Origin of the sequence: Oscillibacter sp. (assembly GCF_032018205.1) — a bacterium.
Taxonomy (GTDB): Bacteria; Bacillota; Clostridia; order Oscillospirales; family Oscillospiraceae; genus Oscillibacter.
In genome coordinates this window covers 40,456-54,430 of the sequence record NZ_DALZOY010000011.1, presented here as the reverse complement: position 1 = coordinate 54,430, position 13,975 = coordinate 40,456, and the positions used below count along the sequence as shown (strand labels likewise).

Sequence of the window (13,975 nt, the reverse complement as noted above, 5' to 3'; positions counted from 1 at the left end):
TGAATGATCGACTTTTTACATACGTTCTTTTAGCAGCGTGAAAAGATCCGCGGTAAGGCCGCGGGCGGCTTCGGTCTTATACTGGCGGTTGGCTGGACGGCAGTTGTCGTGAATCGTCCTTTGAACCACTCCTGTAACGTGGGCCAGCAGCGCTTCATCTTCCAGACGCCGCCCCTCCATCATAGCCTCTGCCTCCGGAATCCGCAACGGCGTGGATGCCACGGCGCCCAACGCAAGGCAGGCCTGCGCAATTGCTCCGTCCTTTCCAACGCACACAGAGGCGGCAATCCCCTCCCGGGAAATGGAAACTCTTTCGCGGGAGCCGATTTTTTTAAAAGCGCTGATGCAGCGTTCTACCGGACTGCGGTCCATCACCACGGATATCACAGCTTGTCCCGGCTCCAAAGTGTTTTTCTGCGGCCCCAATATAAATTTGCTGATCGGGACAAGGAGGGTGCTCCCATCCGCGCAAAGCAACTCCATTCTGGCGTCATACAGCCAGCTCACCGGAAGCATATCTCCCGCGGGCGAGGCATTGCAGAGATTTCCCACCATAGTGGCCTTGTTCCTGATCTGCGGTGACCCCACGTCACAGGCCGCGTCTGCAAGGGCGCGGAATTCCGGAACCGCGTCCAGTTTCTCCGCAAGCTCTCGCATGGTAACCATAGCGCCCACTCGCAGCTCCCGCTCTCCCAGACATAGCTCATGAAGCAAAGGGAGCCTGCCCAGATATAGTAAAGCGTCCGGTTCAAGCCCATCGCGCCGGGTACGAATCACATAATCCGTACCTCCCGCAATAATTTCACTTTTTTCCGTCAACTGGGACAGTGCGTCCGCCAGCTCCGCAAGCGTACCGGGTATTAAACATCGCATCTGCGCTTCGCCTCCAGTTCCTCTGCCGCCCTTTCCACCGCTTTGACAATCTGCACGTAACCGGAGCAGCGGCAGATATTTCCGGATAGAGCCAGACGAATTTCCTCCTCCGAAGGATGCGGATTTCTCATCAGAAGGGCTTTTGCAGACATAATCATCCCGGTGGTGCAAAACCCGCACTGTATTGCAATTTCCTCCACAAAACAGGTCTGTAAAATATCCAGTTCCCCTAACTCAGCCAGTCCCTCAATGGTGGTGACGCGGCAACCCTCCAACTGGGCGGCAACGGTCAGGCACGCATGAACCGCACGATTGTCCAGCAGGACCGTGCACGCACCGCACTCCCCCTCGGCGCAGCCTTCCTTCACGCCGGTCAGGCACAGATCATTCCTTAAAATATCCAGCAGACGACGGTGGGGAGAGGTTTCAAGTGTGACCGCCTTTTCATTGATAAAAAAGTGAAGCGTCATTCTCTTCTCTCCTCGGCCATGTATTTTAAAATGGAATCCGGGTCAAACGGCAGCATGCCCAAGGAGCTTTCAAGCGCATTGTTTACCGCACCGCACACGGCGGGAGCCACGGGAACATAGCATACCTCCCCGATAGACTTGGCCCCAAAGGGGCCTTCACCCGAGCGCCCATTGGTCAAAAGAATGACCTGAATATCAGGCAGATCTGTGGCAAGAAACAAATGATATTTAGAAAGGCTTTCCGTGCAGCGGCCGTCTTTTGCAACGGTCATTTTTTCGCGCAGAGCGGCGCCGCAGCCCATCTGAACCGCGCCTTGAATCTGCGCCTCGCACATGGCGGGATTGATGGGCTGGCCAATATCCTGAACAGCCAGATAACCCAATAGCTTCGTGAAGCCAGTCCACGTATCTACCTCCACATGGGCAAAGTGCACCCCGGTGACACCCGGGTTTGTGGTGTTGGTGAACTGCGCCTGAGCGGTGACGTTGCGTCCAAGCTTCAGCATACTGGTGTACGCCAGCCTTCTGATGGTAATGTTTACGCCTTCGTCCTCCGCGCAGTGAATCGCGCCGCCTTCCAGCCGCAACCCGTCCCGTTTCAGAGAAAACAACTCTGCGGCCCGGTCAAGGATTTCCTCACGCAGCGCCACGGCCGCATCATAAATCGTGCGTCCCAGAACAAAGGTGGTTCTGCTGGCAAAGCAGCCGTAGTCCACAGGGGTGACCGCCGTGTCGGCTTCGGTCAAATAGATATCCGCATCAGGGATATCCAGCACCTCCGCAATAATCATCCGCATGGCCGTCACCGTTCCGCAGCCATGATCATGCAATGTCAGATTTGCCTGGACCGTACCATCTTCGTTCAGACTGAGCCGTCCCTCCCCGTAATCGTTGAGACGAGGATAATAGGTATTCCCGTGACCGCCGCAGCCCACGCCCACGCCCCGGCGGAAACGTGGATTTGCGCTGTTGAATGCCCTGTCTTCCCTGATCAGTTCGTCCCATTGGAACGCCGCGCGGCCCCGTTCAAGCGCATCCCAAACCCGGATATCCTCCAGAGCAACTCCGCTTTTTCGGTCAATTGCTCCCGGCAGCAGCACATTTTTGAGCCGCAGCTCAACCCGATCAATTCCCAATCGGCGGGCGGCTTCATCAATATTTCGCTCCACCATAATCGCCTCTTCCGCAGCGGACCAGCTTCTAAATGCACCGGAAACCGGCGTGTTGGAGCTGATTACCCGGCCTCGGTAGCAAAAATGCGGAATCCGATAGCAGCGGAAGGGTTTTCCGGAAAGGGCACGAATATAGTCGGGGGCGTTTCCGATATATGCGCCCGCATCCAGCAGCACGTCCATATCAAGGGATATCAGCGTCCCGTCAGGTCTGAACCTGCTGCGGACCACACCTCGCACCTCTCCGCGAACCACCGAGCAGGTCATGGTCTCTTCCCGGCTGTATACCAGCTTCACCGGACGGCCCAGCGTTTTGGCAATCAGTGCGGCGGCAGGCTCCAAAAACCATTCCTGCTTTGCGCCAAAAGATCCGCCCATCACGGATTTGACAACGCGTACATGATGGTAAGGCATCTCCAGAAAGTCCGCCAGAACCACCCGAATCCCGTGCACCGCCTGATTGGGACTGTATACCGTAAGCTGCCCCTGATAGGGGTCATAGTCCACCACGCAGGCGTGCGTCTCCATGGTAGCATGATGGAGACGGGGCATTTCACTAAAACTTTCAATCTCGATCAGATCGCCCTCTTCCGAAGCGGTCCCGATTTCAAAGGAAAACTCATCGCAAACCGGGGATTGGCCCGCAAGGCAATTCTTGCCGGAGAGCGTATCGTCAAACCCAATCGAATAGGGCAGTTCCTCGTATTCCACTTCGACACAGCGGGCCGCCCGCTCTGCCGTTTCCAGATCACAGGCTGCAACCGCGGCTACCCGGTCCCCCACAAACCGGACATAGTCTGTAAACACCCGCTCTTCATCCGAAAGCTCCTGTGCAAAATTGCAGCGATAGCGGTTATATGCCCGTTTTGTGGTATTGAAGCAATGAAACACTCCATACACACCGGGAATCTCCAGCGCTTTTTCCGTTTGAATTTTTTTGACATATCCATGGGGAATCGTGCTGTGAATTAGCGCAATATAAGCCATGTTCGGCAGCGTCACATCCCCGGCGTACTTCACATAGCCCGCGGCTTTTCCCCGGGCGTCGTGAATTGGTTTATTTGTACCGACCAATTTCAAGGTGATCCTCCTTATGCGGGCACTTGCCGTTTGTTCAAAATCATCCCTAAAATAATTTTTAATCACTATACCATTCTTCCGTTGAATCAGCGTTGACTGTGCGGCTTCAGGCCCGTTGTTCCTCTAATACGCTGCTGTTTTACCGGGTTAAATAAAATTTTGCCGAAATACAGCGTTTTAACAAAAATATCGTTGAAACGAGTTGCGTGTTTTTAACGTTTATGCTAAATTATAGTTAAATCCTCTGATGCAGCATGTTCGTATGTGGGAAAAGCCTCTATCTCCGTCACTTCTTACCACGCAAGCCAAAAGGCCATCTTTTCCCGCTGTCTCGAACGTTCCGAATGCAACGCTATATGATCCTGAAAAGGAGTGTACTTAAGATGGCAGAACTGACGGCAAAGCTTTTGGGGACTCCGTCCGTTCAAATCAGCGGGCGGGAAATTGCCCTGCCATACAAAAAAGCAGAGGCACTACTCTATTATCTTTTAATAAAGCGCAAGGTTTCCCGCAGTGAGCTGATCGGCCTTCTTTGGGCCGACACGGACTCCTCCACCGCGCAAAAAAATCTGCGGCACGCCATCTATTCCATTCGTAAAGAGCTGGACTATGACCCATTTACAGGCGGACAGCGAACTCTGCTGGAATTTAAACCAGAGCTTTCGATACACTGCGATGTTCTGGAGTTTTCAGAGCGGGGCGACCTGAGCGCCTACCACGGAGAACTTCTGAAGGATTTTATCATTCACCGTGCCAACGCGTTTGACGAGTGGCTGAGTGACGAACGGAATATGCTTCAGTGCCAATATTTGCAGCGCCTTCTTGCTGCGGAGAATGAGGCATATTTCAGCGGCGACCTTATCAAGGCGGAAAAATACGGAATGGATTATGTAAGCCTTGATCCGCTGGAGGAAACCGCAGTTTTTACGTTAATGCAGATATGCAGCGCGCAAAAGAAATTCCGTAAAGCGATTGGACTTTACCATGCGCTTTGCAACAGCCTTTCCGAGAGTTTCAGCATCTCTCCCCTGAAGGAAACCACCGCACTGTACTATAAAATTGTGGACGAGTGGAATTCATCCACTTATAAGATTGACAATCAGAGCGACCAGCATCTGTTCGGAAAAGACGTCGTCCTGCGCAAGCTTCTGAAGCTTTGCAACGGCTCCCGTGCAGAGCATAGAAAACCGGGGCTGCTGATTCAGGGCAAGGCCGGTGTCGGCAAAACATATCTGCTGGATTACATGCTGCGCCAATACGACTTTTCGGACCGGCTGGTGTGCCGTGTCTCCTGCTATCAGTCTGAAATGCGCACCTCTCTTGCTCCATGGACCTCAATCATGCTGGATCTGATGTCGGAAATCAAACCGCTGAATATGCAGATTCCGGACATCTACATGAAGCCTGCTACCTGCCTGTTTCCCTGCCTGTTCTTGGAGTACCGACAGGATTATATGGCTACAGTGGGAGATTTTCCGACAGAAACCGATTATCATATCGCTTTGGACTGCGCCCTGCTGATCTTTTCAACCATTGCGAAAAAGCTTCCGATTCTGCTGGTGTTTGAGGATATCCACTGGATGGACGCCGGCAGTGCGGAGATGCTGCTGCTTTTTTTGCGGCGGCTGCGCAATCAGGACGTTACGGTGGTGTGCACCTGCCGGGACAACTATCCGCCTCATATCGGGCAACTGTTGGAAACCGCCTGTTCAGACGGTCTGATGGAAGGCTGCACCATGTATGAATTCACTCGCGAGGAGACAACAAGTTTTGTCAACTATTATGCTCCGGAGCGCTCCACACCCCAACTGGTTGACGAGGTATACCACATCACGGAGGGGAACGCGCTTCTGTTGGTGCAGCTTCTTAATTCCATGCAGGAGATTTCTGATAACAGCCCTATTTCCAGCGACCCCAGCGACATTATTATCTCCCGGCTCTCCAGCTTGACGCCGGACGAATCCAGAGTTCTTGACGCCATCTCCGTTTTTCTGGACGGAGCTCCATTTGATATTCTGACCTCAATTCTGACGAAGGATCCACTGGAGTTGATGTACCTTTGCAATCAATTGAAGCAGAAAGCCCTGCTGACGGAATCCTCAAAAAACAATGTGCTTGGCTACGCCTTTTCCCACGAAAAGATTAAGGAAATTTTATTTCAGCAGCAGTCAGAGTCAGGCCGCCGCATTTTGCATTTGAGAGTGGCTCAGTATTTGGAAACTCAGATCAGCGGTGATCAGCGCGATCCCTATGAACTGCTGATCTATCATTATACGGCGGGCGGTGACCGCTATAAGGCGTTTAAATACAAGGTTTTATCTCTTGGCGCGTTTGCGGGCATGTGCTATGAGCTGCTGCCCATTTTAGCATCGGATACGACGTTTTCCCTGTTCGATGAGGACGGGATCATGGGCTACTTTCAGGTGCTGGAGTCTGAACATGCAAAGCTGCTGGCAACCCGATTTGGTGCGGATTCGACGGAATTGGACTGGCTGGAGCGCGAGCTGCTTTACACAGAGGGACGGTATTGCATCCATAACGGGACTTATGGTAAAGGACTTGAGGTGCTGGAGCGCCTGCTGGCCCGCAGCGAGGCAGCAGGAGACTGGGAAATGTCCGTCAAGACCCATCTGCAATTCATCTATTACGCCATCCAGACCTATAATTTTGATGTGATGAACCTACATCTGGAATCCGGCATGCTGTATCAGGAAAACATGAAGCACACGCCGGAGTGGGGAAGCTATCTGCGCCTGTCGGGCCTGCTGGAACTGATGCACGGGAATTACGAAGCGTGCCGGACGTGGATGGAAAAATCAATTGAAACGTTTCAGCTTCTGGATGAAGACCTATCCGGAAAATACGCCATCAACATTGCCGGCGCCTATAATTACATTGGAGAAAGCTATCGTCTTGAAGAAAATTACACCCGCTCATTTTACTATTATGATCAGGCAATTATCTTCAACCGCGGACGCGGCTACTATCCCGGCGCCGCCATTTTTTACACGGATTACGGCGTGGCGGCACATCAAAGCGGCAGAAAGTCGGAGGCCCGCTGCCTTTTTGAGTATGCGGAAACTCTTTATCAGTCCTTTCACGAATACAGCCAATTTCCCATTGCCCTGTCCTATTTGGCCGTCTATGACGTGGAGGACGGTCGCTATGCCGAAGCTGCGGCCAGAATGAAAAAGGCATTTGATTTCTGCGGGATGATTGGTTCTCCGTGGTGGATGGGCATTGCCGTCTACAACAGTTGGAAAATTCGCTGCCTGCTGGAGGAATCGGGGCTGAGCGTTCCGGAACTCCAGTCACTCTGGCCGCAATCCAAACAGGAGCATTGCACATGGGGGCTGCGCTATCTTTATCGTCTGGAACCACGAATCGAAACGGTAGAAATGGAACAGGCGCTTCAAGCGCTTTTATAAAAATTGAAACAAAGTGCCGGGATACGGAGTTTCCGTGTCCCGGCACTTTGTTTTCAAATCAGCCATCTCTTTTTAAATGAGTCTTTCCCATCCACAATGCCCGACGGCGTGCCCCGTCAATGCTCAGGCGTCTTGAATGTGCCGAAGCAGCTCCTCCGAGCAAATTAGCTCATAGGCCAGACGAATATCTTCAAAAACATTTCGGTTGTCCACAAGCTCCGGGATGGTCGCTCGAATGGTCTCGTAAGCAATGCGCGTATATTTTCCAAGGCGGATGTTGTCCCGCAGATCCACGGCCTGCGCGGCGTAGAGCGCTTCCATTCCCACAAGGTATTTCAAATTATCCACCAGTTGAAGACCCTTGGACACCACCAGCGGCAAATTGCTGGCATGATCCTCAATGCCGCCCTGCATATGATAAAAGTCCACAGAGGAAGGATTGATCAGGCTGCGGTTCTCTGCATCAATCGAAGAATAGGTATTCTGAATCTCATCGTAGCCGTGGGCGCTGCCGTCTCGGGGGGCCAGAAACCGAGTCAGCCCCGTGAACTCGGGAGCGCACATCTTAATCATACGGTAGTTAAGCGTGCGGGACAGATGTCCCAGCGCGATAGAAAGCATCTCCACCCCCACAGCCAAGGAGGTCGTTTCAAAGTTGGAGGTGACATACAAGCTCTCCTGATCCAGCATAATACACGGATTGTCGGAGGGCGAGTTAATCTGAATGTGCAGAATCTTTTTCACAAAATTCAGCGCATCGGTCACGCTTCCGGTAATGGTGAAGCCGCCCCGGAAGGAAAGTGGGTCCTGAAGGGCGCGGTCGGGATGAGATTCGTAAAGATAACTGCCCTCCAAATATTTGCGGCAGCGGGCCGCGCACGCAATCTGTCCCGGCAGACCTCTCAGCGCGTTGACGTCCTCCCGCAGAGACTCAATATTCCCGTTGAGTCCCTCGTAATCCAGACAAAAAATCAGATCGGAGACCTTCAGGAGCTTTTCCACTTCGCAAGCCATGATGGCCGCCATGGCTTCGCCCTGACAGTTGGAGAGAATAATGGTATGCGCATCCTTCAACTGCATGCAGCACGGCGCAATCCCCTCCCGCTCCATGGCCTGCCGCGCCTTGAGAATCCCGCCCTTATAGCTGACATCGCCCTCACCTACAAACGCAAGCCCCATATGGGAAATGGTGGTAATATCCGCCTCTCCCACCGCGCCGCGCTTGGGAATTCTCGGGGTAATGCCGTGGTTGAGAAAATCACGGTAAATGTTGGCCAGACTGTCTGACGCGCAGGATGCGCCGATCAGCATATTATTGAGCCGAATGACCATCATCGCCCGCACTTCCACGTCAGTGTTGTAGGGCGGAACCCCTAAAGAATGGCTGCGCAAAATCATGCGGTTTTGCGTTTCAAAAAAGTCCTCGTCAATATTCTGATCTTTATTCCAGCCCACACCGCGGTTAAATCCATATATTGCCTTTCCACCGCGGGCCAGCCCCTGCATAATCCGGCGGCCTTTTTCCAGCCGAGCATAGGCTTTGGGTGCAATTTCAACCGAGCGGCCTTGATAAGCCACCTCGTATACATCCTCCAGCGTCAGATTGCTTCCTGTTAAAATCAGTGAATCCATGTCGCCGTTTCCCCTTTATCCGATTAAATTTACGACCTTCCGACCCGATCCAGCAGCTTCCCGGAGCAAATCAGCTCATAGGAGCCGTTCATGTCATAGCAAACTCCGCGCAAACCGGCTGTTTTGGGAATGAACTCCCGGATTACCTCATAAGCCTCACGGGTAAAGCGACCCAGACGGATGCCCTCCCGAAGGTCCACCGCCTGCGCGGCATACATGGCCTCTAAACCGACCAGCCGCCGAATATTATCGGTCAGGCGCTGTGCCTTCGAGGCAACCAGCGGCAGGTTGCTGGCATGGGCCTCAATGCCGCCCTCCACCTGAAAGAAATCAACGGACGAGGGGTTTACCAGCATTCGATTCTCAGCCTCCAGCGAAGAAAACGCGTCCTGTACAATGGCAAATCCGTGAGAGCTCCCGTCCCTTGGCGCAAGATAGCGGGGCAGGTGGGTAAACTCCGAGGAGCTCATTTTAATCATACGGTAGTTGATTGCTCTGGACATGTGGCCCAGCGCAATTGTCAGCATTTCAACGCCAACCGCCAAGGTTGTCGTCTCAAAGTTGGAATTGACGTACAGCCCATCCGTCCCCGGCATGACGCAGGGATTGTCCGACGGAGAGTTTATCTGAATCCGCAGATATTCTTTCACATAGTTCGCAGCATCCACCACGGAGCCGGTGATGGTAAAGCCGCCCCGGAAGGTCAGCGGGTCCTGAAGGGCGCGGTCGGAGTGCGGCTCGTAAAGATAGCTGCCCTCCAGATATCTGCGGCAGCGGGCGGCGCACTCAATTTGCCCCGGAAGCCCCCGCAGTGCGTTGACGTCTTCCCGCAGGGACTCGATGTTGCCGTTGAGTCCCTCATAATCAAGGCAGAAAATCAGATCGGACATCTTTACCAGATCCTCTACCTCCCGCACCAGAATTGCCGTCATGGCCTCTCCCTGACAGTTGGAGAGCATAATCGTATGGGCATCCTTCAGCCTCATGCGGTAAGGTGCAATGCCTTCTTTTTCAATGGCTTCCTTTGCGGGGACGATTTTCCCCCGATAGCTCACCTCGCCCTGTCCGACAAACGCCATTCCCATGTGGGTGATGGTGACAATGTCCGCCTCCCCAACAGAGCCGCGCAGGGGCACGCGGGGCGTAATCCCATGATTGAGGAAGTCGCGGTATACGTTTACAAGTTCATCCGAAGCACAGGAAGCCCCAATCAACATGTTGTTGAGCCGAATCGCCATCATCGCCCGCACTTCCGTATCGGTATTGTAGGGAGGAAATCCCAGCGCGTGGGCGCAGATGATCTTCTGATTCTCAAGCTCCAGCTCTTCCTCTAAAACCGTCTGATCCTTATTCCAGCCAACGCCACGGTTCAGCCCGTAAATTGGCTTTCCCTCCCGCGAGAGGCCCATCATCACGCGGCGCCCATCCTCCATACGCTGATACGCCTCGGGTTCAATCTCCACGACGCGCCCGTGATAAGCGATTTCATAGAGAGCTTCCAGCGTAAGGTCGCGTCCGTTTAAGACGACAGATTCCATCAGTCCGCCTCCTTATAATTATCAGAGTCTTCGATTCAATCCGGTTTACCGCGGCGCCAGACGCAGGTTCTCCTCTGTGTGCCCCCATCCAGCAGCTCAATGGTCTGCCGCGGAGTATCGACACGGATGCGGGCGCCGGTTTGAATCGTCCCGTAAAAGGATTCCTCCACCCGGTCCACCATCGGAAGCTCCATAATGATGGCGCTGGAAACCAGCACGGTGTCCGGCGACCGGACGATGAACGCAAGCGGAGCGGAACCGTTCAGCTCCAGCTTGTAAAGTCCATCCATCTGGACGACGGAGCTCCCCTTCCCCCCGGGAAATACCAAAATCTTGTCCTTGACGCTGACGCCCTCCAGCGCATGTCCACGCTCAGTAATAACCCCAGAAGCCGGGTCTGCGTGATAAAAAAGAATCTGGTCCGTGGAAATAAGCACCTCTCCCTCGGCAATGCCGCCGGATATTTCACGGCAGGAAAACACTTGATTCATCAGCAGATTCTCCCCTTCTTGGCCCATCGAATGCAGGTGGACACGTCCCGCACAGTCAGGTTCACACCCGCAGTCTCCATGTAATACGCTCCCTTGGGAGAATCCGTCACACCGTATTTTCCCGCCAGATGACCCCAGCAGCAGGGCTCGTCCACGCAGGTATCGGCAATCAGTTCTCCTCCCAACGCCTGCACTTCCTCTTCCAGTCCGGATTCCTTCGCCTCTTGTTTCACCGTGGCGGAGGTGAGAATGTAAATGGGTGCATGGGAAGGCCCTCCGTCCAAAAGCTGAACCACCGTCTGAATTTGCCGATAGGTATAATGGGGACAGCCCAGAATACAGTATTCAATTTCTCCCATCCTCCCGGGTGAAAATTCTTCCAGCACCTGTTCTAAATCCGCCTGCGTGAGAACGACCTCTCTCCTTGGCGACCGTCCGCCGAAAATATCAGAAAGCACCTGCGACTCCGCCGTCACGCCGGGAATGTGGTAAAGGTCAAAATTCCCTGAAACGTTCAATTCGGCTCCCAGCGCAATCAACGCCTCCGTTCCGATTTTTCCCGGCAGCCCCATGAATGCGGGAATACCCTTTCCAATTCGCTTTCCGGCAAGACCCAGCACCGCATAGTCAAAATCGTCTTGAAGCGGTGCGTCCACACGAACCAAAATGTCAGCAAACCGGTTTTCCGCCAGCAGCATCCCATATTCTGGCACGAACCCCGTAACCGCGGCGCACAGCGCGCTGGCCGCGCTCTCTCGGTTAGTTCGTGCTCCCAGCACCGCGTTAACGTACACGGTGGCGTTGGTTTCCGAAAAAGCAACTACCTCGCCATACTCTGGGACATTGTCGGTCAGATAAGGTGTGCAGCTATACGTCAGGCGCGCACCCAGAGATTGATAGATGCGGTGCGTCTCCTGCATATTTTGGATTGCGGCGGGCGTCAGCCGATTCTGAAAATATTCCAAAGAATAGCCGGGATTGACCGTGGGCGCCACCGCGCAGCTAGCCCCCGCCGCCAAAAGCCTTCCGGCAAACCAAATGTCCGCCTCCTGTGCGCTGAGCGCCACATGGGCGCGGCGCACAGGGACCATGCGGGAAGCGTCAAAGCATTTGCCAACGCCCACCTGAATCCGCATGGCCATGGCCTTCCCGCCGCCCTGCGCACCATTCAGAATTTCCCGCTGTTCAACGGTCAGTTCCATGATTTCTCCACTTCCAGATTTCCGGCCTCCGTATCATAGCCGGAATAGAATCCCTGGCCGGATTTCATACCCAGATGCCCCGCGTCAATCATCTCCTTGAGCTTTGCGGGCGGCTTGTCGCGCTCCTCGCCGCTGGCGGCGTAATAGGAGTTTTCGATGTTATAGATTGTCTGCAAGCCAATTAAATCCATCAGTTTGAAGGGCCCAATATTGGTGTTCCATTCCATCATCCATCCCCGGTCGAATTCTGCCGGCTCGGTATATCCGTTGGCCCAGAGATACAGGCATTCCCGTTTCACCGCACGCCACACACGGTTGATGGAATACCCCTTGATTTCCCGCTCGGTCACTATGGGCTCAAAGCCCAGCGTGTGATAGTGGGCCAATGCGGCCTCCTTGGTTTCCTGAGAGGTAGAGGGATTCCACATCATTTCCAGATAGTTATTGCGAACGGGGTCGTCATGGTCAACGGAAAACGTCATGGCGCGGCGCCGGTCCGACACGTCCTTATAAATATCGCTCATCAGCAGCGAGGACGTGTTGGAGTTGAGAAAGCAGCCACTTGGGCAAAGCTCGTCAAGCCGGCGGAACACCTCCTGCTTTACTTCAATCTTCTCCGGCACATTTTCCACAACCAAATCGGCGTTTTTGCAAACGTCCTCCAGCGAAGTGGAAAATGCAACTCTCTCCCGCACCCCGTCGGCTTCAGCCTTATCCAGCCGTCCCTGCGCGACAAAATGTGACAGCCATTTGTCGATTTTGCCCCGGCAAACGGCAATCGCCTCCTCCGAACGGCCATAGCCGGTCACGTGCTTGCCGTAAAGCGCGTTGCGGAAGGCAATCATGGAGCCCTGCGTCCCAATTCCAACAATGGCCACGTTTTGAATGCGATCAACTTCAGACATGAATATACCTCTTCCTTCAATTGATGTTAAATCCAAACGTCGGATTTTAACAGCTTTTTGCCTTATGTATACCCATTATAAATACGAAGCGTTGAAAACACGTTGACCACATTTGTTTCTTTCAACGCAAAACGCGGTATCTCTCTGTTGCTGCGCTGCAAATCAGTGATGAATGGAGGTTGCCTGCGCCGCACAGCCCGCGCCTTCACGGGGAGAAAGTGTGATGGCGCTCTTGGGGCAATTAGCGCTGCATATGGTGCAGCCCCAGCAAAGCTCCGGGTGGAAAGAAACCTTTTTATCCTCACCCACAACAAACGCGCTAAAGTTGCAGATACGGGCGCAGTTGCCGCAATTGATACACTTTTTCTCCTCCCAATTGATAAAATAATTGGAACGGGGATATATTCCCTGCGCCCCCGCCTTCCGGGCCATTTGCAGCGGATAGCAGGACTGCCCGTCGCAATTGCAGATGGCAAAATCTTCGCCGTTTTGCATCAGCCCTCGGCGATTCCAGCCCCGCGTCAGCTCCTTTGCAAACTCCAGCGTAAGCTTTTCGCCGTGTCCGCGATCCGACGGGGTATTGTCCCCGCTGTCAAAATTGATGCATACGTTTCGGGGCTTTTCCGTCACGTCCATCATGCACTTACAGTTGCAAGGGACCCGGTAGATGTTGTCACGATGCTTTTCCATCAGTTCAAACGCCTCCGGCAGGGTTAAAAAGGTGCTGTTATGGACATACGTCTCTTCCCCCTGAATTTTTGCCTGTACATCCTTGCCAAACACATTGTAATAAAGCCCGAAATCCCATTCATTCAGACGATCCTTTTTCTCCCGGGAAAATCGTGCGTACTCCTCGTATTCAAACTGCGCAAAGTAGGGATACCGTCCGTAAAAATTGGAAATGCGGTAGCATGGTGCTCCGTTTTCATCCCGGGCCTTGTCCAAAACCGAACGGGAATAAGCGCTTTGAATCAGGCGGTCGGGATTGTCGGCAATTCCTGCTTCGGCAATCTTTTCTTTCAGCTCATCAAACGAGATCGTATCCTTTTTCATCAGCAAAATCAGCTGCATTTCCTGCTGCGACAGCATTTTCAGCGCTTCCGCGCCCAAGTCCCCCGGTACCTCAAACAGGGTCAGAAGTTCTTTCCTCTCTTCCGCTGTCAGTGCCATAGTTTTACCTTCCT

At 53.5% G+C, this 13,975-nt stretch carries 10 protein-coding genes; 1 reads left to right on the top strand and 9 read right to left on the bottom strand.

Annotated elements, in window-relative coordinates; translation table 11 throughout:
• Positions 1 to 15 precede the first annotated feature (15 nt).
• Genes RTU96_RS09855 through RTU96_RS09845 form a run of 3 tightly spaced genes read right to left on the bottom strand, consistent with a single transcriptional unit; the run spans position 16 to position 3,595 of the window.
• The gene (locus tag RTU96_RS09855; protein ID WP_312636421.1) at positions 16 to 873 is read right to left on the bottom strand and encodes an FAD binding domain-containing protein; all 858 of its coding nucleotides are present in this window, start codon (positions 871 to 873) and stop codon (positions 16 to 18) included.
• The gene (locus tag RTU96_RS09850) at positions 861 to 1,343 is read right to left on the bottom strand and encodes a 2Fe-2S iron-sulfur cluster-binding protein (protein ID WP_312636420.1); all 483 of its coding nucleotides are present in this window, start codon (positions 1,341 to 1,343) and stop codon (positions 861 to 863) included. Before RTU96_RS09850 ends, RTU96_RS09855 begins: the two co-directional genes overlap by 13 nt.
• Entirely contained in the window at positions 1,340 to 3,595 is a 2,256-nt protein-coding gene (locus RTU96_RS09845; protein ID WP_312636418.1) for a xanthine dehydrogenase family protein molybdopterin-binding subunit, read from the bottom strand. Before RTU96_RS09845 ends, RTU96_RS09850 begins: the two co-directional genes overlap by 4 nt.
• A gap of 383 nt (positions 3,596 to 3,978) precedes the next feature.
• Here RTU96_RS09845 and RTU96_RS09840 point away from each other — a divergent pair, with 383 nt between their 5' ends.
• Positions 3,979 to 7,023 (top strand): AAA family ATPase, encoded by a 3,045-nt coding sequence (locus RTU96_RS09840; protein WP_312636417.1) that lies wholly within the window; start codon positions 3,979 to 3,981, stop codon positions 7,021 to 7,023.
• A 123-nt stretch (positions 7,024 to 7,146) separates the two neighbouring features.
• Here RTU96_RS09840 and hutH read toward each other — a convergent pair whose 3' ends face one another.
• The 6 genes from hutH to RTU96_RS09810 all read right to left on the bottom strand — a co-directional run bounded on the left by hutH (position 7,147) and on the right by RTU96_RS09810 (position 13,961).
• Positions 7,147 to 8,655 (bottom strand): aromatic amino acid lyase, encoded by a 1,509-nt coding sequence (hutH, locus tag RTU96_RS09835; protein WP_312636416.1) that lies wholly within the window; start codon positions 8,653 to 8,655, stop codon positions 7,147 to 7,149.
• A 29-nt stretch (positions 8,656 to 8,684) separates the two neighbouring features.
• Complete coding sequence (locus RTU96_RS09830) at positions 8,685 to 10,193, bottom strand: aromatic amino acid ammonia-lyase (RefSeq protein ID WP_312636415.1); 1,509 nt, start codon at positions 10,191 to 10,193, stop codon at positions 8,685 to 8,687.
• Between the two features lie 35 nt (positions 10,194 to 10,228).
• On the bottom strand, positions 10,229 to 10,684 hold the full coding sequence (locus RTU96_RS09825; RefSeq protein ID WP_312636414.1) for an aconitase X swivel domain-containing protein: 456 nt from the start codon (positions 10,682 to 10,684) through the stop codon (positions 10,229 to 10,231).
• Positions 10,684 to 11,886: an aconitase X catalytic domain-containing protein gene (locus RTU96_RS09820; protein WP_312636413.1), complete on the bottom strand. Its 1,203-nt coding sequence runs from the start codon at positions 11,884 to 11,886 to the stop codon at positions 10,684 to 10,686. The genes RTU96_RS09825 and RTU96_RS09820 overlap by 1 nt, the downstream gene beginning before the upstream one ends.
• Positions 11,877 to 12,791 (bottom strand): 3-hydroxyacyl-CoA dehydrogenase NAD-binding domain-containing protein, encoded by a 915-nt coding sequence (locus RTU96_RS09815; RefSeq protein ID WP_312636412.1) that lies wholly within the window; start codon positions 12,789 to 12,791, stop codon positions 11,877 to 11,879. The genes RTU96_RS09820 and RTU96_RS09815 overlap by 10 nt, the downstream gene beginning before the upstream one ends.
• Before the next feature lie 162 nt (positions 12,792 to 12,953).
• Complete coding sequence (locus tag RTU96_RS09810) at positions 12,954 to 13,961, bottom strand: 4Fe-4S dicluster-binding protein (RefSeq protein ID WP_312636411.1); 1,008 nt, start codon at positions 13,959 to 13,961, stop codon at positions 12,954 to 12,956.
• Positions 13,962 to 13,975 lie beyond the last annotated feature (14 nt).